The organism is Methyloceanibacter sp., from assembly GCF_041573655.1.
In the GTDB taxonomy this organism is placed as follows: Bacteria; Pseudomonadota; Alphaproteobacteria; order Rhizobiales; family Methyloligellaceae; genus Methyloceanibacter.
Genome location: NZ_JBFFQD010000003.1, coordinates 40,230 through 65,227, shown reverse-complemented (window position 1 = coordinate 65,227; position 24,998 = coordinate 40,230). Strand labels below are relative to the sequence as shown.

Annotated in this window: 27 protein-coding genes; 12 read left to right on the top strand and 15 right to left on the bottom strand. The window is 63.0% G+C overall.

Features of this window, described 5'->3' with window-relative positions; translation table 11 throughout:
- Positions 1 to 17 precede the first annotated feature (17 nt).
- The 3 genes from pgeF to ABY454_RS01490 all read left to right on the top strand — a co-directional run bounded on the left by pgeF (position 18) and on the right by ABY454_RS01490 (position 2,983).
- On the top strand, positions 18 to 779 hold the full coding sequence (gene pgeF, locus ABY454_RS01500; RefSeq protein WP_372928435.1) for a peptidoglycan editing factor PgeF: 762 nt from the start codon (positions 18 to 20) through the stop codon (positions 777 to 779).
- A gap of 276 nt (positions 780 to 1,055) precedes the next feature.
- The gene (locus ABY454_RS01495; RefSeq protein WP_372928400.1) at positions 1,056 to 1,931 is read left to right on the top strand and encodes a hypothetical protein; all 876 of its coding nucleotides are present in this window, start codon (positions 1,056 to 1,058) and stop codon (positions 1,929 to 1,931) included.
- A 119-nt stretch (positions 1,932 to 2,050) separates the two neighbouring features.
- Positions 2,051 to 2,983 (top strand): ribose-phosphate pyrophosphokinase, encoded by a 933-nt coding sequence (locus tag ABY454_RS01490; RefSeq protein ID WP_372928399.1) that lies wholly within the window; start codon positions 2,051 to 2,053, stop codon positions 2,981 to 2,983.
- 6 nt (positions 2,984 to 2,989) lie between these two features.
- Here the strand turns inward: ABY454_RS01490 and ABY454_RS01485 are convergent, their stop codons facing one another.
- Positions 2,990 to 4,171, bottom strand: coding sequence for a glutaredoxin family protein (locus ABY454_RS01485; RefSeq protein ID WP_372928398.1), 1,182 nt, complete (start codon positions 4,169 to 4,171; stop codon positions 2,990 to 2,992).
- 182 nt (positions 4,172 to 4,353) lie between these two features.
- On the opposite strand from ABY454_RS01485, the gene ABY454_RS01480 reads away from it, so the two are divergent.
- From ABY454_RS01480 to ychF, 4 genes are all read left to right on the top strand, one after another.
- Positions 4,354 to 4,788: a heme-binding protein gene (locus tag ABY454_RS01480; RefSeq protein WP_372928397.1), complete on the top strand. Its 435-nt coding sequence runs from the start codon at positions 4,354 to 4,356 to the stop codon at positions 4,786 to 4,788.
- A 254-nt stretch (positions 4,789 to 5,042) separates the two neighbouring features.
- The gene (locus tag ABY454_RS01475) at positions 5,043 to 5,717 is read left to right on the top strand and encodes a 50S ribosomal protein L25/general stress protein Ctc (RefSeq protein ID WP_372928396.1); all 675 of its coding nucleotides are present in this window, start codon (positions 5,043 to 5,045) and stop codon (positions 5,715 to 5,717) included.
- Between the two features lie 63 nt (positions 5,718 to 5,780).
- A complete protein-coding gene (pth, locus tag ABY454_RS01470) occupies positions 5,781 to 6,413 on the top strand; it encodes an aminoacyl-tRNA hydrolase (RefSeq protein ID WP_372928395.1) in 633 nt (210 codons plus the stop codon).
- 8 nt (positions 6,414 to 6,421) lie between these two features.
- Entirely contained in the window at positions 6,422 to 7,519 is a 1,098-nt protein-coding gene (ychF, locus tag ABY454_RS01465; RefSeq protein ID WP_372928394.1) for a redox-regulated ATPase YchF, read from the top strand.
- Positions 7,520 to 7,528: 9 nt separating this feature from the next.
- On the opposite strand, the gene ABY454_RS01460 is transcribed toward ychF, so the two are convergent.
- From ABY454_RS01460 to ABY454_RS01445, 4 genes are all read right to left on the bottom strand, one after another.
- Entirely contained in the window at positions 7,529 to 8,230 is a 702-nt protein-coding gene (locus ABY454_RS01460; RefSeq protein WP_372928393.1) for a DUF502 domain-containing protein, read from the bottom strand.
- A gap of 118 nt (positions 8,231 to 8,348) precedes the next feature.
- Positions 8,349 to 9,419 (bottom strand): methyl-accepting chemotaxis protein, encoded by a 1,071-nt coding sequence (locus ABY454_RS01455; protein WP_372928392.1) that lies wholly within the window; start codon positions 9,417 to 9,419, stop codon positions 8,349 to 8,351.
- 16 nt (positions 9,420 to 9,435) lie between these two features.
- Positions 9,436 to 9,591, bottom strand: a complete 156-nt coding sequence (locus ABY454_RS01450) for a hypothetical protein (protein ID WP_372928391.1) — start codon at positions 9,589 to 9,591, stop codon at positions 9,436 to 9,438.
- 177 nt (positions 9,592 to 9,768) lie between these two features.
- The gene (locus ABY454_RS01445) at positions 9,769 to 11,814 is read right to left on the bottom strand and encodes a bifunctional aldolase/short-chain dehydrogenase (protein ID WP_372928390.1); all 2,046 of its coding nucleotides are present in this window, start codon (positions 11,812 to 11,814) and stop codon (positions 9,769 to 9,771) included.
- A gap of 160 nt (positions 11,815 to 11,974) precedes the next feature.
- Here ABY454_RS01445 and ABY454_RS01440 point away from each other — a divergent pair, with 160 nt between their 5' ends.
- Together ABY454_RS01440 and ABY454_RS01435 are read left to right on the top strand one after the other, a co-directional pair.
- The gene (locus tag ABY454_RS01440; RefSeq protein ID WP_372928436.1) at positions 11,975 to 12,211 is read left to right on the top strand and encodes a hypothetical protein; all 237 of its coding nucleotides are present in this window, start codon (positions 11,975 to 11,977) and stop codon (positions 12,209 to 12,211) included.
- Between the two features lie 172 nt (positions 12,212 to 12,383).
- Positions 12,384 to 12,722, top strand: a complete 339-nt coding sequence (locus ABY454_RS01435) for a hypothetical protein (protein WP_372928389.1) — start codon at positions 12,384 to 12,386, stop codon at positions 12,720 to 12,722.
- Between the two features lie 65 nt (positions 12,723 to 12,787).
- Here ABY454_RS01435 and ABY454_RS01430 read toward each other — a convergent pair whose 3' ends face one another.
- The 8 genes from ABY454_RS01430 to petA form a co-directional block, all read right to left on the bottom strand.
- A complete protein-coding gene (locus ABY454_RS01430) occupies positions 12,788 to 14,065 on the bottom strand; it encodes an MgtC/SapB family protein (RefSeq protein WP_372928388.1) in 1,278 nt (425 codons plus the stop codon).
- A 51-nt stretch (positions 14,066 to 14,116) separates the two neighbouring features.
- Positions 14,117 to 15,217, bottom strand: a complete 1,101-nt coding sequence (gene mtnA / locus ABY454_RS01425; protein WP_372928387.1) for an S-methyl-5-thioribose-1-phosphate isomerase — start codon at positions 15,215 to 15,217, stop codon at positions 14,117 to 14,119.
- Positions 15,218 to 15,257: 40 nt separating this feature from the next.
- On the bottom strand, positions 15,258 to 15,797 hold the full coding sequence (locus ABY454_RS01420) for an adenine phosphoribosyltransferase (protein WP_372928386.1): 540 nt from the start codon (positions 15,795 to 15,797) through the stop codon (positions 15,258 to 15,260).
- A gap of 77 nt (positions 15,798 to 15,874) precedes the next feature.
- Positions 15,875 to 16,750, bottom strand: a complete 876-nt coding sequence (locus tag ABY454_RS01415; RefSeq protein ID WP_372928385.1) for an S-methyl-5'-thioadenosine phosphorylase — start codon at positions 16,748 to 16,750, stop codon at positions 15,875 to 15,877.
- 55 nt (positions 16,751 to 16,805) lie between these two features.
- Positions 16,806 to 17,360 carry a hypothetical protein gene (locus ABY454_RS01410; RefSeq protein ID WP_372928384.1) on the bottom strand — a complete coding sequence of 185 codons (555 nt, stop codon included), beginning with the start codon at positions 17,358 to 17,360 and terminating at the stop codon, positions 16,806 to 16,808.
- 37 nt (positions 17,361 to 17,397) lie between these two features.
- Complete coding sequence (locus ABY454_RS01405) at positions 17,398 to 18,192, bottom strand: cytochrome c1 (RefSeq protein ID WP_372928383.1); 795 nt, start codon at positions 18,190 to 18,192, stop codon at positions 17,398 to 17,400.
- A complete protein-coding gene (locus tag ABY454_RS01400; RefSeq protein ID WP_372928382.1) occupies positions 18,189 to 19,466 on the bottom strand; it encodes a cytochrome bc complex cytochrome b subunit in 1,278 nt (425 codons plus the stop codon). The genes ABY454_RS01405 and ABY454_RS01400 overlap by 4 nt, the downstream gene beginning before the upstream one ends.
- A gap of 6 nt (positions 19,467 to 19,472) precedes the next feature.
- The gene (petA, locus tag ABY454_RS01395; RefSeq protein WP_372928381.1) at positions 19,473 to 20,075 is read right to left on the bottom strand and encodes a ubiquinol-cytochrome c reductase iron-sulfur subunit; all 603 of its coding nucleotides are present in this window, start codon (positions 20,073 to 20,075) and stop codon (positions 19,473 to 19,475) included.
- 357 nt (positions 20,076 to 20,432) lie between these two features.
- On the opposite strand from petA, the gene hemF reads away from it, so the two are divergent.
- On the top strand, positions 20,433 to 21,350 hold the full coding sequence (gene hemF / locus ABY454_RS01390) for an oxygen-dependent coproporphyrinogen oxidase (RefSeq protein WP_372928380.1): 918 nt from the start codon (positions 20,433 to 20,435) through the stop codon (positions 21,348 to 21,350).
- Positions 21,351 to 21,356: 6 nt separating this feature from the next.
- Here hemF and ABY454_RS01385 read toward each other — a convergent pair whose 3' ends face one another.
- Entirely contained in the window at positions 21,357 to 21,527 is a 171-nt protein-coding gene (locus ABY454_RS01385) for a hypothetical protein (RefSeq protein WP_372928379.1), read from the bottom strand.
- A gap of 332 nt (positions 21,528 to 21,859) precedes the next feature.
- Here ABY454_RS01385 and ABY454_RS01380 point away from each other — a divergent pair, with 332 nt between their 5' ends.
- Positions 21,860 to 22,075, top strand: coding sequence for a cold-shock protein (locus tag ABY454_RS01380; RefSeq protein ID WP_372928378.1), 216 nt, complete (start codon positions 21,860 to 21,862; stop codon positions 22,073 to 22,075).
- Between the two features lie 195 nt (positions 22,076 to 22,270).
- Positions 22,271 to 22,675 carry a BA14K family protein gene (locus ABY454_RS01375; RefSeq protein ID WP_372928377.1) on the top strand — a complete coding sequence of 135 codons (405 nt, stop codon included), beginning with the start codon at positions 22,271 to 22,273 and terminating at the stop codon, positions 22,673 to 22,675.
- A gap of 97 nt (positions 22,676 to 22,772) precedes the next feature.
- On the opposite strand, the gene asnB is transcribed toward ABY454_RS01375, so the two are convergent.
- The gene (asnB, locus tag ABY454_RS01370) at positions 22,773 to 24,779 is read right to left on the bottom strand and encodes an asparagine synthase (glutamine-hydrolyzing) (RefSeq protein WP_372928376.1); all 2,007 of its coding nucleotides are present in this window, start codon (positions 24,777 to 24,779) and stop codon (positions 22,773 to 22,775) included.
- Positions 24,780 to 24,998 lie beyond the last annotated feature (219 nt).

Genomic DNA, 24,998 nt, shown 5'->3' with positions numbered 1-24,998 from the left:
TGGTGACTGAAGACAAGATGTTTGTTCAGGCTGCGAACCTCGCCGGGATCGACGGCGTGGCGCACGGCTTCTTCACGCGGCTCGGAGGTGTCTCCGAAGACATCTACGCCTCATTGAATTGCGGCCTAGGGTCGCGCGATATCCCCGAGAGCATCGTCGAGAACCGGGCCCGGGCCGCAAGGATCCTGGGAACGGACAAACTGATCGGCCCTTACCAGAAGCACTCCAACACCGTGGTGGTGGCGAAGAAGGCTTGGGCCAAGGACAAGGCGCCCGAAGCGGACGCTGTCGTCACATCGAAACCTGGCTTGGCCGTGGGCGTTCTGACGGCCGATTGCGCGCCCGTCCTTCTCTGCGAACCTGAGGCCAGGGTCATCGGCGCGGCCCATGCCGGCTGGCGCGGCGCATTATCCGGCGTCTGCGAGGCGACAATTGAGGCCATGACCAGCCTCGGCGCCCAGCCGGAGCGCATCAGCGCCGCCATCGGCCCGGCCATCAGCCAAGGCGCCTATGAAGTCGGCCACGACTACAAGGAGCAGTTCCTGGCCGAGGATCCGCAAGGCGAGTCCTTCTTCGTGATCGACGAAGGGTCCGGGGAGCCTCATTTCGACCTGCCCGGCTATGTGGCCGAGCGCCTGACCCAGTCCGGGGTCGGAGAAATCTTCGACTTAGGGCTCTGCACTTATTATGACGAAACCCGGCTGTTCAGCTATCGCAGGTCCCAGCACCACGGCGAGGACGATTACGGCCGTCAAATTTCCGCCATCGTGCTTGCCTGATTGGTGTTCACGATGTGTCAGATTGCCCAGGACATCCGGGCGGCTATATCTGGACGCAATCGGGCCAGGACAGGTAAGGTCCTTGGTTTGTTAAAGAGTTGGGAGTCCACTCGCGCGCCTTTACTTATGCGAGCGGTGCTGTGCGGCCAACGAGGGAGTCGATTGTTGGACGCGGGACCACGATACGGACGCGGCCTTTTCTGTGCCTTTTTGGGGATTGCGATCTCCGCGCTCGCAGCCTTAGGCCTTACGGGCTGCGGGGGCGGCAGCGCGAGCATGGGCGGGCTCTGGGACGGCGCCGGAAGCCTCTTCAGCGGCACGCCAACGCTTGCCCTGGGGCCAATTGTCGGTGCGCCCGACAAGGTCGGCAAGGACCTCACCCAAGCCATGATCGCTGCCGGCAACGACCGGAATCTGAAAATCGTCCCCGGCACCACCAGTAGCGACGGTGGCTATGCCTTGCGCGGTTACCTGCTCGCCGCACCAGCCAGCCGCGGGTCCAAGATTTCCTACATTTGGGACGTCAACGACTCCACGGGCGCCCGGGTGACCCGCGTCACCGGGGAGCAGACGGTATCGCGCCGTGGCAGCAATCCCTGGAGCGGGGTCGATTCCTCAGTGATTCGCTCCATCGCCGCCAAGTCCACCTCGCAACTCGCCGCCGAGCTGCCTGGCGGGCGGAGCGGCTCAAACACCCCGTCGGTCGCCTCGAGCCCGTCCCCGACCTCCACTGGACGCACCACGGCCGCGGCCGCAACGTCCGCTGCTGCCCGGCCCGCACCCAAGGCAGCGCCCAAGCCCTCCGGCGTTCTGGTAGCGCCTGTGTCCGGCGCTCCCGGTGATGGCCGCAGATCCCTGACCACCGCTCTCAAGAAGAAGCTCTATGGCAAGGGCGTGAAGCTCGCCAACGGCGCCGCAAGCAATGTGTACACGGTCAAAGGCGTCGTGAAGCTGTCGAAGGCGGGCGCGGGCAAGGAGAACATCCGCATCGATTGGCAGGTGATCGATCCCCGTGGCAAGCGGGTCGGCACCGTGTCTCAGAAGAACACCATCCCCAAAGGCTCTCTGAACGGGCCCTGGGGCGCCATCGCCAATGCGGTCGCAGGCGCCGCGGCCGACAAGCTCATCAAGATCATCCCCAAATCGAGCTGACCTCATCCACAAGGCGCGCTTGGTGAGTTTACATAAGTGCCACACGCTTGTTAAAAGCGCGCTCTAGCGGGGGCCCGCGCGGCTCCCCGCGCCTAGGCTGGGTTTCAAGGAACCGTCGCATGAAACTGGTTGCAGGCAACAGCAACCGCCCTCTCGCCGAGGCGATCGCCGCTTATCTGGATACCCCCCTCGCCCGCTGCATCGTGCGCCGCTTCGCGGACATGGAGATCTTCGTCGAGGTCGAGGAGAATGTCCGCGGCGAGGACGTCTTCATCGTTCAATCCACCTCCGCGCCGGCCAACGACCACCTGATGGAGCTGCTGATCCTCATCGATGCTCTGAAGCGGGCCTCGGCCCGGCGCATCACGGCAGTCATTCCGTATTTCGGTTACGCCCGGCAGGATCGCAAACCTGGACCCCGCACCCCGATCTCCGCCAAGCTGGTGGCCAACATGATCGTCCGCGCGGGCGCCGACCGCGTGCTGACGCTGGACCTCCATGCTGGGCAGATCCAAGGCTTCTTCGACATCCCCACGGACAATCTCTTTGCCGCGCCGGTCATGGTGCAGGACATCAATGAGATGTTGCCCAAGAACAACGCCATGGTCGTTTCGCCGGACGTCGGCGGCGTGGTCCGCGCGCGCGGTCTCGCCAAACGCATCGACGCGCCGCTCGCCATCGTCGACAAGCGCCGGGAACGGCCCGGCGATTCGGAGGTCATGAACGTCATCGGCGACGTCTCCGGCTATAGCTGCATCCTCGTCGACGACATCGTCGATTCCGGCGGCACGCTGGTCAATGCGGCAGAAGCCCTGCTTGAGAAAGGCGCGAACCAAGTCGTCGCCTACATCACCCACGGCGTACTGTCCGGCGGCGCCGTGGCACGTATCATGGCCTCACGGCTGAAGGAGTTGGCCATCACCGACTCCATCCTGCCGAGCGATGCGGTCGTGAACGCGCACAACATGCGCGTGCTGCCCATCGCGCCGCTGCTCGGCGAGGCCATCGCCCGCACCGCGGAAGAAAAGTCGGTATCGAGCCTGTTCTACTAGACGCCCCTACCGCGCCAGCATCCATACGCCGAGACCAATCAGCACCACGCCGCCCGCAAGCCGACTCAACACGGCATAGCGCGTATTGATGATCTTTTGGATGGCGAAAGCCGCCAGACCGAAGACAATCAGATCATCCAGCATGAAGAACACGACGTAGAGCGCAATGTACCCGTAGTAGCCGACTACCGAGACATCGCTCAGCGCAAGCATATGCGTGTAGATCGCAGGGAGCGCGGCCGAGCAAACGAACTCCACCGCATTGACCGCAAACGCCAGTCCCGTGACCAGCACAAGGCTGCCAAGCCCGACCGGAGCGGCGACCACGTCGCGTATGCGCGCCACAGTGCGTTGGCGCTCGCCAATATCGCCGACCTCGCACTCGATCGCGCCGCGCGTCCAGACGAGCTCGTAAAGATGACTGATGCCGAAGCCGATGGCCGCAAGCGCGATCAGCTCAGTCAGGGGGCGCACATAGCCCACCACCAGGAACATGTTGAGCCACGCCGCCATCAGCAGGAAATAGAGGATGCCCGACGTCACCACGAAGGTCCCCACCAGCCACCAGATCTTCGCACGGTCATTCAGTCCGGCAATCAGCGAGATTAGGTAGATTAGCACCCACATGGCGCAAGGGTTGAACCCGTCGGCCACCCCCATCACCACTGTCAGCGCCAACAAGGAGTAGTGCGTGGGGTCGATCTCTCCGAAGACCGGCAAATCGATGATGCGGGGCGGGGCCGCCGATTGTTCCCCACTCTCGACCAGCGCAAGAAGCGCCGCGCCAGACATCTCTGCCCGGTCGAAGCCCAAAACGTGCCGATCACCGAACACGAACAGCGGAACGCCGAGCGTGCTTTCGGGCAGACCAAGCTCACGAGCCACCGTGCGGAACAAATGCTCGTTCGCCGGTATCGAGACGTCGTGCACATCAGCAGCAATCTCCGGATGAGAGCGCAGGAACCTCAGCGCCTCATGGCAATGCGGACAATCGGGATGGACGAAGACGTGGAGGCGCCCATCGTCACGCCAGGCAAGGAGATCGTGCTGCGGCGGGGGCGTCCCTGGCCTCAATTGAAGGACGACAAAGACGCTGAGGAGCACTACCGCAAGTGCCACCCGCACGCGGCCCAGCGTGGCCGCCTCGGCGATGGTTGTGCGAACGCTGTTCTGATCTTGGCTCGTCATGGCCACTCCAAAATCGTCACAACCCTAGGAGGACAAGCCGCGACCATTTATGACCTCGATCAAGGGGCCGAGGCCCTCAGTGCCTAGGCTCCATACCGACAAACCAAGTCCTGAGACGTTGACCTCTTGTCTTGAAAGCGCTGTAAGCAGACCTCCCAACACGCCAGCGAGGAGACCATTTCATGCACGTCAATCTTCAGAACGCAGAGCAAGTCATCGAAGCGGCCCGAAAGAAGGCGGTCGAACTCAAGACCAAGATGTGCATCGCCGTGGTCGATTCCGGCGCGAACCTCAAAGCCTTCGTCCGCATGGACGACGCTTGGGTCGGCTCCATCGACATTGCCATCAAGAAGGCGCGGACGGCCTGCTTTTTTGGCATGGCGACCGGCGACCTCGGTCAGCTGTCGCAGCCGGCCAAGCCGCTCTATGGCATCGAACACTCCAACAACGGCTTGATCACCTTTCCCGGCGGCCTGCCGATCGTCGATGAGGACGGCGTGCTGGTCGGCGCCATCGGCGTGAGCGGCAGCTCCGTGGAGAACGATCATGGGGTCGCCGCCGCGGGCGTTGACGTGCTTGGCGTCAGCGAACTGCCAGAACATCCCTGGCGCACCTAGCCCCTGGCGCCGGTCCTGCGGCCGGTCAAAGGGGCGGAAAAGGCCAAAAAAGGGCTGTCGGCTGCTCGCCCCGGGGGGTCGGTGGAGCCCCCGGGGACGGCGGCGCCCGCCAGGGCCTATAGGCGATTGTGTTCCCGTGGGCGCTTGGGCTATAAGCCTCTCAAATTCCGCTGCGGCGCGCCGAACACAGCGCCGCACCCGACTTGCGGGGCCGGTTTCCGGCCCCCTCATTATTTCTGAGCTTGGAGGACGAAATGGCTGAGGCGATCGAACTCAAGGTGTGGTCGCGAGCGCGCACCGGCAAGGGTGGCGCGCGTGAGATCCGCCGCGAAGGGCGCGTTCCCGGCATCATCTATGGCGGCAAGGAAGAGCCGCAAAACGTCGCCTTGGAGGTCAAAGAGCTCTCCAAGCAGATCCAGACCGGCCACTTCCAAAGCACGATCTTCATGCTGGACATGGACGGGACCAAAATCCGCGTGATCCCGCGTGGCCTACAGCTGGACCCTATCCGCGACTTCCCCATTCACGTCGACTTCATGCGTCTGGCGAAGGATGCCACCGTGACCGTGGACGTGCCGGTGCACTTCCGCAACGAGGCGGCCTCTCCGGGCCTGAAGCGCGGCGGCGTGTTGAACATCGTGCGCCACGATATTCCCGTGCGCTGCCCGGCGGACGCTATTCCGGACTTCTTCGAGATCGACCTCACGGGGCTTGAGATCGGCGATTCCATCCATATCTCGGCCGTCGCGCTGCCGGAAAATGTGATCCCCACCATTACGGACCGCGACTTCACCGTGGCGACCATTGTCGGCCGCGCGGCTGAAGAGGAAGCACCCACCGAGGCTGATGAAGACGCCGAGGCTGAAGAAGGCGCCGAGGCTGAAGGTGCTGAGGGTGAGGCCGAGGATAAGGACAAGGACGAGAAGTAGTCCTGCTGCTTGGTTGGGGCCTTGTGGCCCCGATGCTTCCAGGCCACCGATCGGGATGACGCAATGAAGCTCTTTGTCGGCCTCGGCAATCCGGGGGCGGATTATGCGCTCAACCGTCACAATGTCGGTTTCATGGCTGTCGATGCCATCGCCGCCGTCCACAACTTCCCTGCCTGGCGTCACCGCTTCTCAGGGCTTCTCACCGAGGGCCGGCTGGGGGGCGAGAAGGTGCTGCTACTAAAGCCCCAGACTTACATGAACGAGTCGGGCCGCTCCGCAGGCGAAGCCATGCGCTTCTACAAGCTCGATGTCAGCGACGTGGTCGTGTTCCACGACGAGCTCGACCTGGCCGTCGGAAAGGTGCGCGTGAAGGTTGGCGGCGGTGTCGCCGGACATAACGGATTGAAGTCGCTGAGCGCGCATTTGGGCAACGACTATGTCCGCGTTCGGATCGGCGTCGGCCATCCCGGTCATCGCGAGCGTGTTGTCGGCCATGTGATGAACGATTTCGCCAAGGCGGACTTCGACTGGCTCGAACCGCTCATTGTGGCGATCGCCGATGCGGCGCCCCATCTCGTCGACGGCGCCAACGACAAGTTCCAGACTCAGGTCGCTCACCAAACGCAAAGCCCGGAACCTGAGAAGAAGAAAGCCAAAAGCCAAGACAACGCCGGGCCGGCGGACACGCGGGATTAGACAACACAATGGGTTTCAAATGCGGCATCGTCGGACTGCCCAATGTCGGCAAGTCCACCCTGTTCAACGCGCTCACGGAGAGCGCCGCGGCGCAGGCCGCCAACTATCCCTTCTGCACCATCGAGCCGAACGTTGGTGACGTACCGGTCCCCGACCCGCGCCTCGAGACGCTGGCCGACATCGCCAAGTCCGCTCAGGTCCTGCCGACGCGGCTGACCTTTGTCGACATCGCCGGTCTCGTGCGCGGTGCTTCGAAAGGCGAAGGGCTGGGCAACAAATTCCTGGCGCATATCCGCGAGGTGGACGCCATCGCCTATGTGCTGCGCTGCTTCGAGGACACCGACGTGGTGCACGTGGACGGCAAAATCGATCCCGTAGCCGATGCGGACACGATCGAGACGGAGCTGATGCTCGCCGACCTCGAAAGCCTGGAACGGCGCGTGGAAACTCTCGAAAAGAAGGCACGCGGGCAAGACAAGGAAGCAAAACAGGCGCTGGCATTGATCGAGCGCATCCTGCCGCTCCTGCGCGACGGCAAGCCCGCACGCTTCGCCGAAATCAGCGATGAGGAGCGCCAACTCTTCAGAACGCTCGGCCTGCTCACCGCCAAGCCGGTCCTCTATGTCTGCAACGTGGACGAAGCCTCCGCCGCGACCGGCAACGATTTCTCCGCCAAGGTCGAAGCCCGCGCCGCCAACGAGGGTGCAGGCTGCGTGACCATCTCCGCCAAAATCGAGTCGGAGCTTGCCGAGCTCGATACGGAGGAGCGAAAAGCCTATCTCGCCGAACTCGATCTTGCCGAGCCGGGGCTGAACCGGCTCATCCGCGAAGGCTACAAACTTCTGGACCTCATCACCTATTTCACGGCGGGCCCCAAGGAAGCGCGCGCCTGGACCATCCCCAAAGGCACCCGCGCCCCGCAAGCCGCCGGCGTCATCCATACCGACTTCGAGACGGGCTTCATCCGCGCCGAAACGATTGCCTATGACGACTATGTCGCGCTGGGCGGCGAGACCGGCGCCCGCGACGCCGGCAAAATGCACCTGGAAGGTAAGGACTACGTGGTGCAGGACGGCGATGTGCTGCACTTCCGCTTCGCCAACTGAGGAGCGGGCCTAGGATTTGCCTTTCCCGATGGGCGTCGGCGCCGTCTTCGCAGGCGGCTCGATGACCACGGGGCTTGCACCGGACGGAATGTTTTCCGGTGGCGTAACGCCCATGGAGACATAAACGTTCATCAGACGCTCCACGCCGCCTTCCGCCGGCTTGATCCACTCGGCGGGTACGTAAATCAGCGCGCCGCCAAACGGCACCGGCGCCGACGGCACCAGCACCGGTACATAGTTATGCTCGCCGATCACCACTGGCTCGTGCGAAGGCATGAGCGCCAGCACCGCCGCGCTCCCCTCCCCGCCGAAGAAGCACCATACGGGGCTCATGCTCTTGAGACTGTCCTCCTCGCCGCCGCGATCCATGATCGCCACGAAGCGCTTGGACAGGTCATAGACATTCGACACGAGCGGAATGCGCGACATCAGCCAATCGAAGCTGTTCGAGATCCACGACCGTAAGCCGGACTCCACCAGCAGCCCGAGCAGGAAGATGATGCCGACGATGATCCCGAGCCCGATGAAATAGGCGATCGTCGATGAGCCGGAGAGGTTGAGGCCCAGCGAGGTGATGATATTGCCGAGAAAGCTGCCGGGACCGGCGAACCGCGCCACCAGCGAGCCGACCCAGGCCGTCACGATCACCGTGACCATGATGGGCAGGAGCGCGAGAACGCCCGACAGGAATATGCGAATGATCCGGCCCATGTCGGCCCTCCTCGTCTTTTCGGAGACGACGCTAGCCTATTGCGCGCAAGTTTGCATCAAACGCAAATGGCCGGGTCGAAACCCGGCCACCGACGCGGAACGAATTCTCGAATTTAAGTTAGCTGGCGCGCTTCAGAGCATCAGCCGCTGCGACCTGGCGCAAGAAGTTCTCCACCGTGTGGCGAAGCTGCTCGGCCTGGCGCGACAGGTCACGGCTGACCTGAAGCATCTGCGTCGCCGACTGGCTGGTCTCGTCCACGGCCTGCGTGACACCTGGCATATGCGCCACGACGTCCTCGGTGCCGCGCGCGGCCTGACGCACGCTGTGGGAAATCTCGGAGGTCGCAGCCGATTGCTGCTGCACGGCGCCTGCGATCTCCTGGGTGTTCTTGTTCACATCGCCCATCGTGGTGACGATGGACTGCATCGCATCCACCGCGCCGTTGGTCGACGATTGGATGGTATCGATTTGGTGCTTGATGTCTTCGGTGGCTTTGGCGGTTTGGTCGGCGAGTGTCTTCACCTCACTCGCCACAACGGCAAAGCTGCGTCCCGCCTCACCTGTGCGCGCCGCCTCGATCGTGGCGTTCAGCGCAAGAAGGTTCGTCTGCGCCGCGACATCTTGGATGAGACTCACCACATCGCCGATGCGCTGGGCGGAACTCGCCAGCCCCTCCACCTTGTTGTTGGCGGCACGGGCGTTCTCGGTCACGTCGTCGACAATGCGACTGGCCGTGGAGACCCGTTCGCCGATATCGCCGACCGAGACGGCCAGCTCCTCGGCGGTCGCGGCGACGGTTTGCACATTGGCTGACGCCTCGTCGGAGGCAGAGGCCACGGAGGTGACCCGCTCATTTGTGTCGGAGGCGACGGTCGACAGAGCCCGCGCCGTCTCGTCCATCTGACGTGCGCTGTCGGCAAAGGCGCCGAGGATACCGGCGATCGAGCCCCGGAATTGATGGATCAGTTCTTCGGTGCGCTGCTGCGAGGCAAGCCGCCCTTGGATCTGGCTGTCCTGCTCGCTCTTATGGCTCTCGCTCCATTGAATGGCGTCGACCTGGAAGGCCTTCAGGGCCTTGGCGATGACACCGATCTCATCGGAACGCTTGGCGTGCGGCACCTCGCCGTCCATGTCCCACTTAGTGAAGCGCAAGATGACGTTGCTGAGGTCCTTGAGCGACTGGTTCAACGCACCGCCCCAGTAATTAGCCGTACCCGGCGCCAAGCCCCATCGCGATAATCAGCGCCAAGACCGCGGCGAGCCCGGGGCTGTCGAACATGGTCAGGAGCCCAAACGAGACAATAACAGCCATCAGTGCCGTGGCGGCGTAGGCAAGCGTGATCTTCAACCGGAGAACCATTTGAAATCTATCAATATTTAAGACGCTAAGAACCGTCCGAAAGCCTGCCAGAACGGCTCGATGAAGCGAATCCCCCAACAGGCGTGTCGAGGAGAAGCCTCTCCGGTTGTGGTTAAAACTCCCTTAGGATTGCCCTCGTTTGGGCACGTCCAAAGAAAAATTTCGAGGAATCCGGCCCTAGCGGAGCGCCGCGGCGATGTTGCCGCCGTCCACCGTCTCCACGTGACCCGTCGTCTTGCGGGCCTTGGCCAAGCTTAAGAACGCCTGAGCCACATCGTCCGCCAGGACCTCGGCGTGGAGCAGATTGCCGCTCATATAGTCGGCCTCGGACAGCCCCCGCGCCTTTGAGCGCGCCGCGATCATCTCGGCCGTCAGGAGCCCGCTGCGAATACGGTCGGCATTGACCCCGTTGGAGCGGATCCCGTCCGCGCCATAATCGAGCGCGTATTGGCGCATGAGCAGCATGGTGGCGGCCTTCGGCAATCCATATGGCCCGAAATTCTGCCCCGGGTTCACCGCTTGCTTGGAGATGTTGAACAGAAGCGCCCCGCCGGTGCCTTGCTTCAGCATCACCTGGACCGCGGCTTTCGCCACCGTTTGGTGCGCGAAGAAGTTGAGCTCGAAGCTCTGGCGCAAGGTCTCGTCCGCAACCTCGCCGATGCGTCCTTGCCAGGCGGCGCCGGCGTTCGACACGAGAATGTCGACACCGCCATAGCGCTCGCAGATCTCGGCGAACGCGCGCGTCACTTGGTCCGGTTTCGTCACGTCGCAGGCGAGACCAAGCCCTTTGACTTGGGCCGCAGCGCTTTTCGCCGCCTCGCCGTCAATGTCGAGCACGGCAACCGCCGCGCCGTCGCCGGCGAATGCCTTGGCCGTCGCCGCACCGATGGCACCAGCGCCTGTCACCACAGCGACTTGCCCCGTGAGCGGCTTCTCCACCTGCGCTTTCAGCTTGGCTTGCTCCAGGCTCCAATATTCGAGCGCGAAGAGATCGCGCTCCGGCAGCGGGTCGTAGCGCCCGATGGCCTCCGCATCGGTCACCACCTTGATCGTGTTTTCGGCAAGATCGCCTGCGATGCCTGCGGCCTTGGCGTTACGCCCAAGTCCGAACAGGCCGACGCCCGGCACGAGAATGACGCGCGGCATCGGGTCGAGCTTGGTCTTGATGCCGCCAACGGCCGCGTTCTCGCGCGCGAAATAGGCGTCGTAGTCGGCGGCAAAATTCTCCACCGCCGCTTTCACATCACGCGCAAACGCTTCGAGCTTGCCGGCTTCCGGCGCCGGCACGAACAACGGCGTGTTCTTGGTGCGAATGATGTGGTCGGGCGTCACCACGCCGCGTTGGCTGTACGAGCCAAGCTCCGCTCCGTTCACGTAGTCGAGAATCTCCGGACTGTTACGCAGCTCAGCAATGAAGCGGACAGGCTCGGCGCCGTCTTTGCGGACTGCGCACGCACCGCGCAGGATCGGCGCGATCTCCGCTGCCGCTTCCAGCTTCGCCGGCGTCTTCGCCTTTTGGAACACGACGGGGCGTCCCTGCCGCAACCGGCTTTCGGCGAGCGACACCATCTCGATCATGCGCTCATAGGCTTCGCGCGCCGTCTCCCCGAACGTGAAGATGCCGTGCTTGTGCAGGATCAGCCCTTCGACGTCGGGCTTCTCGTCGAACACGTCCGCGGCGGCTTTGGCCAGCGCGAAGCCCGGCGCGATATAGGGCACGATACCCATGCGCCCGTCATAGACCTCGCGCGCCAACGCCTCGCCGTCGGGCTGATCGACCAGCGACAGCACTGCGGCGGCATGGGTGTGGTCCACGAATTTGTGCGGCAGAAAGGCGTGAAGCAGCGTCTCCACGGACGGGTTGGGCGCCGAGGCGTTCAGCAGGTTTAGCCGCTGCACATTGACCATCGCCTCGTCGGACAACGCATCGAGGCTGCGCGTCTCCCGCAAGGGTCCAAGCTTCACCTCCGGCAATCCCCACGGCTCCATGTCGGCCATGTCGGCGCCCGAGCCTTTGACCGCGATGACCTCGTGCGCCTGGCCGAGATCGTCGGTCGCGCTGGTCTTCACCGAGGTGTTGCCGCCTCCATGCAGGACAAGCAGGGGATCACGGCCGATCAGGCGCGTGGTGTAGACGCGAAGGGCAATGTCCTCATTGACGCCCTCGGCGCCATAGGCCTTGACCGTCTCTTTCGCGGTGTCGTCGTTCCATTGGCTTTGCATGTCGCGGGTTTTGGCAAGTTTCGTGAGGCGCGGCAAGAACGGAGCCGCCCCGGCCCTTGCGGCAAAGAATCCTCATTTTCGCCCCGGTTGCATACCAATTGGCAACATATTCGTATGAAAATTAAGACGTTAGGGGCTCATATGGATGAGGGATTGCAAGGTGGGTAGTTTTCGTAACGCGTACCGGCCCGAACGCCACTATATGCGTGGCCCAGGGCCGAAATGGCACGCCAAGCACACGGCCTCGCTCATCGCCGCTGCGGGCGTTCAGCCGATCATGGCCGCGAATGCGCCTCACGCGCACGCCGGGCCGGGCCTAAACATCGTAATGTCCTGGATCGCGCCGACGGCCGCCGCCGCCGCGCTAGGCTTCGTCGCCGTCATGATGCTGGCTTAAGCCACACATACGCTGAGACGGCTTGGGGCGTTCCGCCTGGATCGGTGGGATTCACTGATCTGAAACCGGAAAGCCCCAAAACAGTGGAATTCATGGGTTCCTTTTTGGGTGCCCAATCCCCACTTTTAGGGTTCGCCGAGGGAGAAAACCCAAGCACGCGAGGTAAGCACTCATGCGCACAGTACGTCTCACGGCCCTTTCAGGCCTCCTGGCCGTCTTCGTCGTCGCGAGCCCCCAGCCCGCCTCGGCAAATCCCGCGGCCGCGGCCCTGAAACTCAACCACGCCAACACCGCCGACGTGATTCAGGTCGGACGCTATTACAACCGGCGGCGCTATTACGGGCGGGGCTACGCACGGCCTTACCGCTACGGGCGGCGCTATTACGGGCGGCCCTACCGCTATTATGGGCGTCCTTACTACTATCGGCGGCCCTATTACCGCCCCTACCGCTATTACGGGCGACCCTACCGCTACCGGCGCCCAGGCGTCAGCGTGTGGATCGGCCTCTAGTCGGTTTCTAGGCTTTGATGACGAAAGCGCGGGGGGCCTCCCGCGCTTTCTTTGTGCCCGGCGGCTCACGTCAAAAAGACGCTTCCGACTCCGGCAACGAGCATGACCGAGGTCGCCAGGAGCAGCAGCCTGCCTAGGGACGCGCTGCCGAACAGAAAGGTTATGGCGCATTTCGCGATCGTGTTGGCCAATGCCGCGATCACAATGGCCGTGACCGCCACCTGCGCCGTGCCGCTCTTGGCGAATTCGGCCATCGACAGGGCAATCGCATCGACATCGGTGAGGCCGGCTAGGCCCGCCACCGCGTAGACCCCGCCTGCCGAGAAATTCTCCTGTGCAATCTTGACCGCGACCAGCACCACCGCAAAGAACGCCGCAAACTTTGCCGCCTCCGTGAGGCTGAACGGGTTGGCGACCTTCAAGTCACTTTTGGCATTGCCGTAGCTCTTCGCCTGCCCATCGCTGAGGTAGTAGTACGCGGCGAACGCCCCGACGATGAGCCCCATGACGCCGAACGGGATGAGGATTGGCGCAAGCAGCGCGCGGTTCACCACCGCCACCAGCACCAGGATGCGTCCGAACATGACGGCCCATGCCAGCAGGATGCCGCTCGCGAACACCGTCGTGTTCTGTGGGGTCGCACGCGCTTGGCGGGAAAATGACAGCGTCACCGCCGTCGAGGAGACCAAACCGCCGGCGAGCCCCGTGACGAGCGCGCCCTTGCCGGGCCCGAGCCAACGGGTGAGCGCATAGCCCACGAGCGAAAGCCCGGAGATCAGGATCACCAGCAGCCAAAGCTGATATGGGTTGAGCGCACCCCATGGATCGATCGGCTTATCCGGCAGGAGCGGAAGCGCGATAAAAGTGGCGATCAGGAGCCGCAGGCCAGCGTACACGTCGTCCCAATCGAGCTTCTTCACGAGGCCATGCAACGGCTGCTTATACGCAAGCACCGCAGCCGTGATGACGGCGAGTGCGATTGCAATCTCCGAAAAGCCGAGCAGCACAATAGCGCCCACCAGGAAGACGATGATGGCGGCGACTTCCGTGGTCATGCCGGCGGATAGAGGCATTCCCTCCGTGGTGACAAGATAACCCACGACAACGAACCCGCCGACGACCAGCAGTGCGACGGCGAGAATCCAGTATGAGTCAAGCTCGTGAGACAACCAGCCCGCGCAGGCTCCCAGCAAAGCGAGAAGAATAAACGTCCTCAGTCCGGCTGTTTGGCCGGTCTCGGTTTTCTCTCTCTTATGCTTCTCGCGCTCGATGCCCACCAAGGCACCGAGCAGCATCGCGATGGCAAAATCGAAAGCGACGTCAAGCAGGTTGTGATGCTCCATCCGCGCCAGTCTCCTCCAAGCGACGCGTGGATGCCACTTTCATTTAGGCGGCTAGGCGGCCTTCGCGCGGTGCTCCGGATAAAGCATGGCCAGCCCGCCGGCCGACCCGGTCGTGATCCCGCAGTCGGTGATGAAGCCGGTGACGAGACGCGCCGGCGTGACGTCGAACGCGTAGTTCGCGGCCGGACTTCCCTTCGGCACGATCTCCACGGTGGCCACCGATCCGTCCGGTAGTTGCCCCGTCATATGGGTCACTTCGCGCGCGTCGCGCTCTTCGATCGGAATGGCCCGGCCGTCGGCAAGCGTCCAATCGATGGTCGAGGACGGCAGCGCCACGAAGAACTGGACCCCGTTGTCCTTGGCTGCGAGCGCCTTCAGGTAGGTGCCGATCTTGTTGGCCACGTCGCCGTTCGCCGTGGTGCGGTCGGTACCGACAATGCACAGATCGACCAGCCCCGCCTGCATCAGATGGCCGCCCGTATTGTCCGCGATGATCGTGTGCGGCACGCCATGGGCGCCAAGCTCGAAGGCGGTCAGCGAGGCGCCCTGATTGCGCGGCCGCGTCTCGTCCACCCACACGTGAACCGCAAGGCCTTCGTCGTGCGCGCGGTAGATGGGCGCCAGCGCCGTGCCCCAATCCACTGTCGCCAACCAGCCGGCATTGCAATGGGTGAGAATGTTGACGGGCTCGCCGGCCTTCTTCTCCGTGTGCGCGCGGATCAGGCCGACGCCATGCTCGCCGATCTTCCGGCAGGCCTCCACGTCCTCGTCGCAGATCTCACCCGCCCGCGCGAATGCGGCCGCCACGCGTGCGCCTTGCGGCACGTCGCCAAGCGCCGCCTTCATCTGATCGAGCGCCCAACGAAGATTGACCGCGGTGGGCCGCGTGCCCGCGAGCGTCTCGCATGCGCGCGAAAGGCCATCGTCGGAGGCGTCCGCCCGCATGGCCAGCGCGACACCGTAGGCCGCCGTAGCGCCGATCAGCGGCGCGCCACGCACCTGCATCGAGGAGATGGCGTGGGCCGCATCGTCGATTGTCCGCAATGGCACGACGTCGAGTGCGAACGGCAGCCTGGTCTGATCGATGATCTCGGCCGAGCTACCGTCTTCGCCAAGCCAGATGGTGCGATAGGGTTTGCCGTCGATGTTCATGAGCCTGCCTTAGCACACAGAACCCGGCAAGTAGAGAGACCTAGTCGCCCTCGAAGGAGATGAGCGTGTGGCACTCCACGCCAAGCTCGGCGAGCCGCGCGCACCCGCCAAGGTCCGGCAGGTCGATGACGAACGCAGCGCCGACAACCTCGGCCTTCAAGCGGCGCAGCAGCTTGACCGCGGCCACCGCCGTGCCGCCCGTCGCGATCAAATCGTCTACCAGCAACACCGGCTCGCCCGGGCTTAACGCGTCTTCGTGAATCTCGATGACGTCGACGCCGTATTCCAGCTCGTAATCCTCGCCGATGGCCTTGTGCGGCAGCTTGCCCTTCTTGCGAATGGGAACGAACCCGCAGCGCAAACGGTCGGCGGCGGCGCCACCGAGGATGAACCCGCGCGCCTCGATGCCGGCGACAGCCTCCACCCGCTGATTGTGGAACGGCGCAATCAGTTGCTCGACCGATTCACGCAATCCGGTGGCATGGCCGAGCAGCGTGGTGATGTCGCGGAACATGATGCCCGGCTTCGGGTGATCCGGAATGGTCCGCACGAGACCTTTCAGGTCGATGTCAGTGGTCATTGTGATGAGGTCTCCCGAACGCAAAAGTAATTGCGCCTTGATACTGGAAGGAAGAGCGGCTGGCCAGACGCACGCGGTCAGCCGTTCAGCACGCGGCCCGCGACCGCATCGAGTTTTTTCAGAAGCTCCGGATCACGCGCCTCAGGCGCCGTGATGATGGCCGTGTCGAGCGCCCGGTCGGAGCCGATCGGACACGGCTCGTGCTCACGCGGAAAATCCTTAGCGATGCGCGCTACGAGCCGCGCGGCCTTCTCCACATTCGCCGTGAGCACACGGATGATGTCCTGCACGGTCACCGCATCGTGGTCCTGATGCCAGCAATCGAAGTCGGTCACCATGGCAACGGTCGCGTAGCTGAGTTCCGCCTCGCGCGCGAGTTTGGCCTCCGGCAAATTAGTCATGCCCACGACCGAATAGCCGAGCCCTTTATAGGTGAGACTTTCGGCGAGCGTGGAGAACTGCGGGCCTTCCATGCACACATAGGTGCCCCCGCGCACAAACGGGATGCTCTCGGCCTCCGCCGCTTCCGCAACCCGCATGGCGAGCCGCGGCGCCGTGGGGTGTGCCATGGAGACATGCGCCACGCAGCCCGTGCCGAAGAAAGACGTCGCGCGGTTGTGGGTGCGGTCGACGAATTGATCGACGACGACGAACGTGCCGGGCGGCAGCTCCTCTTTGTAGGAGCCGCAAGCCGACAGCGAAATGAGGTCGGTGACCCCTGCTCGCTTCAACACGTCGATATTCGCCCGGTAATTGATGTCGGTGGGCGAAAGCCGGTGCCCTTTGTCGTGGCGCGGCATGAACACGATGGGAAGCCCGTCGATGTCGCCGATACGCACCGGCGCGGACGGCGCGCCCCACGGGCTCTCGATGCGTTCCTCGCGCACGTTCTGAAGCCCGGGCAGGTCGTAAAGACCGGAACCGCCAATGATGCCGAGCACTGCTTTCGTCATACGTTCCTCGTTTCAGCGATGAGAGATGGGCGGACGGGCGTTCCCAAGGGCGAGCCTACTCGCCGATATGCATATAGACCAAGGCCCAGACGTGGCTGCCGCGATTGTCTTTGCCAACCGTCTCGCCTTCTTTGCGGGTGTTCATGAGCCAGAGCGGCCCTTGCTGGCCGAGCCCGAGCGGCTTCCCATCCACCTCCAGGGCGAGAATATAATCCGAAGCCTTGATGTCTTGCGGGAGAAGATAGCCGCTATAGCCGTCCGAGGCGACGAAGGTAGTCTTCACCATTGCCGCTTCGATCAGGTGCAGGACCTCGCGCAGGACCGGCCCCTTGAAGGTCGCCTCTTTCTCGAACTCTATGGGCTTGGCCTTGACGGTCCCTTGCGGAAGCGCGAGCAGCATCTCCCGGTCGAACGCGAAGCCGTGTTTGAAATCTGCCTTGAGATGGGCGAGCGCACTATCGCGCTTCGGATCGAAAGCCCCGCGATTGGGCTTGCCCACCAGCCCGCCAACCGTGAGGAGCACCATGCCCTTCGGCGCGGGCGCGTCATCGGCAGCCTGTGCCGAAAACCCGAGAAGCGCGACAACGAGAACGGCGACGGCACGCTTCATCGGCGGTTCCTTGCGTGGGTTTCCTAGGCGTGCCTTCTTACGCGGATTCGCTGTGATCGCGGCGATGCAGCCGCGCCCATACGGCACGCTTCGACAGATACATGATCACGGCGAACACGAGCAAGAAGATCATGATCCGTGCGCCGACCTTGTATCGCTCTTCAAGCTTCGGCTCCGCCGCCCACATAAGGAACGCGGACACATCCTTGGCGTAGTTGTCCGGCGTCGGCTTGGTGCCGTCCGTGTATTCGACGACGCCCTCCACGAGGGGATTGGGCATGGCGATCTGATGACCCGGGAAGGCAGTGTTGTACTGCATGCCCTGGCTCATCTTCATGTCGGACGGCGCCGTGCCATAGCCGGTCAGAAGCGCGTAGAGATAATCGGGGCCGCCTGCGCGCGCCTTGGCCATGACCGAAAGGTCCGGCGGCAGTGCACCGTTATTCGCCGCCCGCGCCGCCGCGTCGTTCGCGTAAGGAGAACGGAAGCGATCGGAGGGCACTCCCGGGCGCTGATACATCTGGCCCGTGTCATCCGGCCCATCGGTGATTTGCACTTGAGAGGCGAGAGCCTCAACCGCCTCGTGCGAGAACCCGGGACCGCCAGGCTCGCCGAGATTGCGGTAAGACAGCAGCCGCGCGGAATGGCAATTCGCGCAGACATATTGGTAGACCTTGTAGCCACGCTGGAGCTGCCCCTTGTCGAAACGGCCGAATGGCGGCGCGAACGACCAGTCCTGCGCCTCGATTTTCGTCCCCTCCGCGCCAAGCGCGGTGGCGGGGATCGCGAGCCCGGCAAGGAGCGCGACAGCAAGCGTGCGAACGACGTTCATTGCGCGCCTCCTGCGTGTTGTTGACTGCCGCCGGGCGGTGCCTTGGAGCCCAGTACGGATTGCGTGATGCTCCCGGGCAGTTTCTTCGGCCCCTCGATGAACCCGACAATGGGCATGATCAGCAGGAAGAAGCCGAAATAGTACGCCGTGCAGAGACGCCCGAAGAACAGGTACCAGCCGTCCGGCGCCTGCGACCCGAGATAGCCGAGCGCGATGCAGCAGATGACGAACAGCCAGAAGAACCATTTGAAGATAGGCCGGTAGCTGACCGAGCGGATCCGCGACGTGTCGAGCCAGGGCACAAACACCAAGATTCCGATCGAGGCGATCAGGGCGATCACGCCGAACAGCTTGCTCGGGATGGCGCGCAGGATCGCGTAGAACGGCAGGAAGTACCACTCGGGCACGATGTGCGGCGGCGTCTGCAGCGGATTGGCCGGAATGTAATTGTCCGGATGGCCGAGGAAGTTCGGCGCGTAGAACAGAAGCGCGCCGAACAGGATGCAGAACAGCACAAGCGCGTAGCCGTCCTTGATCGTGTAGTAGGGATGGAACGGGATCGTATCCTTCGCCGACTTCACCTCGACACCGGTTGGGTTGTTGCTGCCCGGTATGTGCAGCGCCCAGATATGCAGGATCACGACGCCTGCGATCACGAACGGGAACAGATAGTGGAGCGCGAAGAGCCGGTTCAGCGTCGGCTCGCCCACGGCGAACCCGCCCCAAATCCATTGCACCAGCGTGGTGCCAAGCCCCGGGATGACCGCATCGAGCGATGAAAACAGGTTGGTGATCACCGTCACCGCCCAAAAGCTCATCTGCCCCCATACGAGCGAATAGCCCATGAAGGCGGTGGCGATCATGAGAAACAGAATGATGACGCCCAAGATCCACAGCACCTCGCGCGGCGCCTTGTAGGATCCGTAATACAGACCGCGGAAGGTGTGGATGTAGACGGCGACAAAGAACATCGAGGCGCCAACGGTGTGCGCGTAGCGGAGCAGCCAGCCCCAGTTCACGTCGCGCATGATCTTCTCGACGGAATCGAACGCACCATCCACCGTCGGCTGGTAATGCATGGCCAGCACGATGCCGGTGACGATCTGGATCGCCAGCATGAAGGTCAGGATGCCGCCGAAGGTCCACCAGTAGTTCAGGTTCCGCGGCGTGGGGAAGACCATGAACTGGTCATGCATCATCCGCGGGACCGGCAGGCGTGAATCAAGCCAACGCTCAACGCCGGTCGATGGTTCGTAAGTCGAAGGATGCCCCATGCCCGTCTACCCGATCTTGATCTTGGTGTCGGAAGTGAACGCGTAAGGCGGGATGTACATATTCTCCGGCGCCGGGCCGATGCGGACCCGGCCCGCCGTGTCGTATTGCGAACCGTGGCACGGGCAGAACCAGCCGCCGTACTCGCCCTTGTAATCGCCGACCGCCTGTCCCTTCGGAATGCAGCCGAGATGCGTGCAAATGCCGATCATCACAAGCCAGGGCGCCTGCTCCGGCGCGGCGCGATTGCCGTCCGTGGCCGGGGCGTCGTCGGGCAGATTGGCGTTGCGCGCCAGCTTGTCGATCAGAACGTCGACTTTGACGTCCTTGGCCTCGTCGACTTCCTTGGCGGTGCGATGGCGGATGAAGATCGGCTTGCCGCGCCACATGACCGTGATCGCCTGGCCTTCTTCGATGGGCGCGAGGTCCACGTCGATCGAGGACAGCGACAATGTCGAGGCGTCCGGGTTCATCTGGTCGAGCAGCGGCCACAACATTGCCGCACCGCCGATCGCGGCAAACGCGCCGGCACCGATCAGAATGACGTCGCGCCGCGACGGATCATCATCCGGAACAAGAGATGGGTCGGTAGAAATATCGGGGTTAGCCACGGGCCCTAGAGCTCCTGACGTTGAGAAGGACCCGAAGAGAGCAATGCCCAGCCTCTCGGCTCCGCCAAACTGACGCGGATGCGCCGAACTTTTTTTGTCTCTCTCAATGCCGTTGTGCGGCACTATTGTTGCAAGTTTCTTGCACCGGTTCTTTTGGTTGTCCAGCGCCCAGAACGCTCATTCCGTGGGCAAATTGGCGCACGCATTGAACGATTTCCTGGAGCTAGCACATGGACGGCACGGCCGAGGTTGATCCGTGTCAAAAACCGCCTCGTTCGTTTGGGCCATGCCAGAACGCGCACGAAGCCGTATAGGGATGGTCCGAGCGGGAAATCCCACGCCTCGGCCAAAATACCGATGGATATGAAAACCGACGAATACGCAAAACGCGCCGCCAAGACGCCGGTCTCGACCTTCGAAGCCAACAAAGAGCGGGCCACGGCCTGGTTCGAGTCCTTACGCGATTCCATGCTGGCCGTGCTCGAGGCTATCGAGGACGGGGCCGAAGGCGCCCCCGGCTGCGAGGGCAAAGAGTCCGGCCGGTTCACCCGCTCGCCTTGGGAACGCGAGGAAGGCGGCGGCGGGGTCATGTCGCTGATGGGGGGCCGCGTGTTCGAGAAGGTTGGCTGTCACACCTCGACCGTCCATGGCGAATTCCCCAAAGAGTTCGCCAAACAGATCCCAGGCGCCGCCGAAGACCCGCGCTTTTGGGCCTCAGGCATGTCCTTCATCGCCCACCCGGTGAACCCCAACGCGCCCACCGGCCATATGAACACCCGCATGGTGGTGACCTCGAAAGGCTGGTTCGGCGGCGGCGGCGACCTCACCCCGGTTCTGAACCGCCGGCGCACCCAGGAAGACCAAGATTCGGCCGATTTCCACGCCGCCATGAAGGCGGCCTGCCAGGGCCAGCCCTCCGCCGACTACCCGCGCTTCAAGGACTGGTGCGATGAATATTTCTACCTGGCACACCGGAAAGAGCCGCGCGGCATTGGCGGCATTTTCTATGACTCTCTGGACACCGGCGACTTCGAGGCCGATTTCGCCTTCACCCAAGAGGTGGGCAAAAGCTTCGTCGCCATCTATCCGGAGCTCGTCGCCCGCAATATCGGGACACCTTGGACCGAGGCCGACCGCGAAGAGCAGCTGATCCGGCGGGGCCGCTACGTAGAGTACAACCTCCTCTACGACCGGGGCACAATTTTTGGGCTGAAAACCGGCGGAAATGTCGAGGCGATCCTGTCCTCGATGCCGCCTTTGGTCAGGTGGCCTTAAGCCCCCCTACCCGCGGACGCCCGCATACATCATCGGCGGGGTGGCTGTGGCCGGGATGGCGCTTTCCAGGGAAACGGCGGTGCCGAGGCGCCCATCGAACAGCGGCGCATCGTAAGCCAGCTGGGCGCCAAAGACCGCCAGGCCCGTAAGCGCCAGAACTGCAACGATTTTCCCCATTTCCGTTCCCCTTCCTTCGGCATCGGAAGCGCGTTTCCCGCGCGTCCTGTCCCAAGGTTTAGGGCTTGGCCGCTGAACCCAATCTGAGGCGGCCGTTCATCTGGCGTTTAGATTCGGAAGAAGGCCGAAAATTCCCACTTGCCATGGGGTTCGGCATCCCCCATCCTGACGAGACCGGGCGCTTCTCGGAGCGCGAACTTGGACGACGGCAAGTGACTAACGCGGCGCAAAGCTCGACCCTTTCCTGACATCTGACGACGTCATGGGCTCCCTTTCTGCGAGGGGGGTCAGTGGCCCGCTATGCTGAAACTTACTGGGAAAGGATCCCCTAAATGTCTCGTGTCAACGGCACTGTGAAGTTCTTTAACCATACGCGCGGCTTCGGCTTCATTCAGCCGGAGGACGGCAGCAAGGACGTTTTCGTCCACGCCACGGCGCTAGAGCGGGCCGGCATTTCGGCGATCAACGAGGGCGACAAAGTCTCGTTCGAGATCGAGGATGACCGTCGCGGCCGCGGCAAGCAGGCAGCCAACGTGCAGCTTGCTTAAACCGCGTCGAAAGACGTGACTTCAAGAACCGCCGGGCCTCGCGCCCGGCGGTTTTTTTATGCGCGCGTGCAGGGACTTAAGCCGTTCAGGCATGGTTCATCTTGCCGTCCATAGATTGCCTCAAATCGGAGCCAACTACGGTTCACCCTATCCCTGGGGGCACCCTCCACCTGCGAGACGAAGGAAATGGAAACAATGGGCAAGACAATTCTCACAGCACTCCTTGCCGCTGCGCTTGTCGGGGTCACGGCCCTGACGATGGCGGCTCCGGCCGAAGCCGGCCGCGGTCATGGCAAAGGCTGGAAGGGCGGCGGTGGTGGCCGCTACGTCCAGCACAACCACTACTACAAGCGCCGGGACGGCATTAGCGCGCTCGGCGCAGGCCTTCTCGGCCTCGGCGTGGGCGCCATTGTCGGCAGCGCGCTTGCTCCCCGCGAAGTCTATGTGGCGCCTCCGGCACCGGCCTATACGCGCGCCCGCTACGGACCGCCGGCCTGGACGCCGGATTGGTACTCATACTGCTACTCGCGCTACCGGAGCTTCAACCCGAACACGGGCACGTTTATCGGTTACGACGGCTACGAGCATTTCTGCCGGTAACTGAAAAAGGCCGTCGGCCACACCTGACATCAAGACCCGCCGGTGGAAACACCGGCGGGTCCTTTTTTGCCGGGTGGTTTTCGGGTGCAAGGGGGGCCTAGCTGCGCGCGCTGGACAATTCGAACTTGGACTGTCCCGCAAGATCCCTGTGATCGGCTGAGCATGGCAGATCGCAAAGGCCACCGCCGAGATACAAATGATGCCAGAGCTGAGTAGCCACCACGCCGCCCAAACCCAAGCTCGCGAAGGTGCCTAGCTTGCCGCCTTCGCCCCTCGCCAGCAGCTCGCAGTCTCGCCGCACGCGTTCCACGTCGAAATAGCCTGCCCGTGCCAAGGACTCTCGGCTAACCAGATCGCGCACGAAACTAGGTGGGCTCGATAGGAATGTCTCGGCCAGCGGCGCCCTGAACATGGCTTTCCGCCGCTGCGCCACCGCCTCGGGCAGCAGACGCATAGCCGCCTGCCGCAACAAATATTTGTCCTTGAGCCCACGCCGGAGCTTGAAGCGTGGATGGATGCGCGCGGCGAAGGAGATCACCTCCTCGTCGAGGAATGGGTAGCGCGTCTCGACGCTGTTTGCCATTGCGACGCGGTCACCCTTTTGGCTCAGCAGAAGGCCGGGGAGGTGCAACTTGTAGCCGAGATACAGCGAGCGGTTCAGCGGGTGCCAACGGCGTAAGCGGTCGAGGTCCAGCTCTAAGTCCTGATATGCGACGAACGAACCAAGCCTCTCTTTGAGGTCTTGGCTGTAATACAGGTCACGCGACGTCGCCACGAGATTGTACATCACCGACTGGGCGTGAGGCCCAGCGATGAGGCTATCGATACGAGCGAAATCGCCAAAGCCCAAATTCGGCGCCGCCCATTTCCGCGCGACCCTGCTGATTCCCGTACTTGGGCGAAAGCTGTCGCCGAAATCGAGTTTGCGCCCAATCTCCCTAATCTTGAACCAGACATACCCTGCGAAACCCTCATCCGCGCCCTCACCGGTCAACACCGCCTTGAAGCCTTGACCATGCACTTCCTGCGACAGAGCCAACAGCGCAGCGCAAGAGGTATCGAGCACCGGGCTCTCAGCCGCGCGAATTAGCTCTGCATATCTGTCCGCGATGAAAGCCGGTCCGGCTTCCACGACCGTGGCGGCGCCCCCGATATGGCGTGCCGCCTCGGCTGCGTTCTCCTCCTCGTCGAGCGTTGGGTCAGGCACCTTGACCGTGAAGCTCGGAAGAGGCCGGCCGCTCACCTTCGCGGCCATGGCGAGCACATAGGCCGAATCGACGCCGCCGCTGAGATAGCCGGCCACTGGTACGTCCGCCCTGAGCCTGACCTCAACCGCCCTTTGGAATTTCGCCTCGAACTCGTCGATCAGGAAAGATTCGTCGGCGGGATCGTCCTCGTCGCCCCAATCGGGAAAATCGAGATCCCAATAACGCCGTTCGGCGACCTCAGCTGCCTTGCCGTCACTCCGGAAGGCGATGCGAAGATAGTGCCCCGGCAAGATCGATTGCACGCCCTCGAACATGGTACGGCGTGAGCTCAACGCAAAAAAAGTGAACAAATGGTCGAGACCTTTGACATCCGCCACTGGAGCGACCACGCCGGAGGCTATAAGCGCCTTGATCTCTGAGCCGAAGTATACGGCGTTCCCTTGCTGCGACCAGAACAGCGGGCAGATGCCGACCCTATCCCGCGCGAGCAGCACGAGCCTCTTGGTAAAGTCGATAAGCACGAAGGCGAACTGACCCTTCAAATGCTCGAACAGATCCTCGCCGTGCTCCTCATAGAGATGCACGATCAGCTCGCAATCACTGTCTGTTCGGAACACATGACCCCGGGCCTGTAGCTCAGCCTTTCGCTCCGTGTAATCGAACAACTCGCCGTTGCAGAGGACCGCAATGGTGCGGTCCTCGTTGAAGATGGGCTGCTGACCGTTCTCCACGCCGACGATGCTGAGACGCCGATGAGAGACCCCGATTCCCGGCGCGAAGAGAGTGCCGGAATCGTCAGGGCCGCGATGGAACAGCACCGCGCCCATGCGTGCAACCATGGCCCGATCGGGTTCTCGTCGACCGGTAAGGTCTATCACACCTGCCAAACCGCACATATTGCCTCGCTAGAAATTCGCTAAGAATTAGGGGTGGGTGCACGTTCCCTAAGACCGTAGGGCCTCCCAAACTTAAGGCTTCTCAGGAAACCAGCTATCTCCGCTTGCCGCACCGAATGGGACAAGTTGACATCGCCACTGCGTGCCCACGATAGATCCTGGTCCCACTTCCACCGTTCTCGTGGTGCCCTCTGCCCGGCACCACCCTTTTCGGCGCAA

Bases quoted from the DNA above. Each gene is read 5' to 3' on its own strand.
- pgeF (WP_372928435.1), top strand. From the start codon at position 18: ATGTTTGTTCAGGCTGCGAACCTCGCCGGGATCGACGGCGTGGCGCAC.
- ABY454_RS01495 (WP_372928400.1), top strand. From the start codon at position 1,056: ATGGGCGGGCTCTGGGACGGCGCCGGAAGCCTCTTCAGCGGCACGCCA.
- ABY454_RS01490 (WP_372928399.1), top strand. From the start codon at position 2,051: ATGAAACTGGTTGCAGGCAACAGCAACCGCCCTCTCGCCGAGGCGATC.
- ABY454_RS01485 (WP_372928398.1), bottom strand. From the start codon at position 4,171: ATGACGAGCCAAGATCAGAACAGCGTTCGCACAACCATCGCCGAGGCG.
- ABY454_RS01480 (WP_372928397.1), top strand. From the start codon at position 4,354: ATGCACGTCAATCTTCAGAACGCAGAGCAAGTCATCGAAGCGGCCCGA.
- ABY454_RS01475 (WP_372928396.1), top strand. From the start codon at position 5,043: ATGGCTGAGGCGATCGAACTCAAGGTGTGGTCGCGAGCGCGCACCGGC.
- pth (WP_372928395.1), top strand. From the start codon at position 5,781: ATGAAGCTCTTTGTCGGCCTCGGCAATCCGGGGGCGGATTATGCGCTC.
- ychF (WP_372928394.1), top strand. From the start codon at position 6,422: ATGGGTTTCAAATGCGGCATCGTCGGACTGCCCAATGTCGGCAAGTCC.
- ABY454_RS01460 (WP_372928393.1), bottom strand. From the start codon at position 8,230: ATGGGCCGGATCATTCGCATATTCCTGTCGGGCGTTCTCGCGCTCCTG.
- ABY454_RS01450 (WP_372928391.1), bottom strand. From the start codon at position 9,591: ATGGTTCTCCGGTTGAAGATCACGCTTGCCTACGCCGCCACGGCACTG.
- ABY454_RS01445 (WP_372928390.1), bottom strand. From the start codon at position 11,814: ATGCAAAGCCAATGGAACGACGACACCGCGAAAGAGACGGTCAAGGCC.
- ABY454_RS01435 (WP_372928389.1), top strand. From the start codon at position 12,384: ATGCGCACAGTACGTCTCACGGCCCTTTCAGGCCTCCTGGCCGTCTTC.
- ABY454_RS01430 (WP_372928388.1), bottom strand. From the start codon at position 14,065: ATGGAGCATCACAACCTGCTTGACGTCGCTTTCGATTTTGCCATCGCG.
- mtnA (WP_372928387.1), bottom strand. From the start codon at position 15,217: ATGAACATCGACGGCAAACCCTATCGCACCATCTGGCTTGGCGAAGAC.
- ABY454_RS01420 (WP_372928386.1), bottom strand. From the start codon at position 15,797: ATGACCACTGACATCGACCTGAAAGGTCTCGTGCGGACCATTCCGGAT.
- ABY454_RS01415 (WP_372928385.1), bottom strand. From the start codon at position 16,750: ATGACGAAAGCAGTGCTCGGCATCATTGGCGGTTCCGGTCTTTACGAC.
- ABY454_RS01410 (WP_372928384.1), bottom strand. From the start codon at position 17,360: ATGAAGCGTGCCGTCGCCGTTCTCGTTGTCGCGCTTCTCGGGTTTTCG.
- ABY454_RS01405 (WP_372928383.1), bottom strand. From the start codon at position 18,192: ATGAACGTCGTTCGCACGCTTGCTGTCGCGCTCCTTGCCGGGCTCGCG.
- ABY454_RS01400 (WP_372928382.1), bottom strand. From the start codon at position 19,466: ATGGGGCATCCTTCGACTTACGAACCATCGACCGGCGTTGAGCGTTGG.
- hemF (WP_372928380.1), top strand. From the start codon at position 20,433: ATGGATATGAAAACCGACGAATACGCAAAACGCGCCGCCAAGACGCCG.
- ABY454_RS01385 (WP_372928379.1), bottom strand. From the start codon at position 21,527: ATGGGGAAAATCGTTGCAGTTCTGGCGCTTACGGGCCTGGCGGTCTTT.
- ABY454_RS01380 (WP_372928378.1), top strand. From the start codon at position 21,860: ATGTCTCGTGTCAACGGCACTGTGAAGTTCTTTAACCATACGCGCGGC.
- ABY454_RS01375 (WP_372928377.1), top strand. From the start codon at position 22,271: ATGGGCAAGACAATTCTCACAGCACTCCTTGCCGCTGCGCTTGTCGGG.
- asnB (WP_372928376.1), bottom strand. From the start codon at position 24,779: ATGTGCGGTTTGGCAGGTGTGATAGACCTTACCGGTCGACGAGAACCC.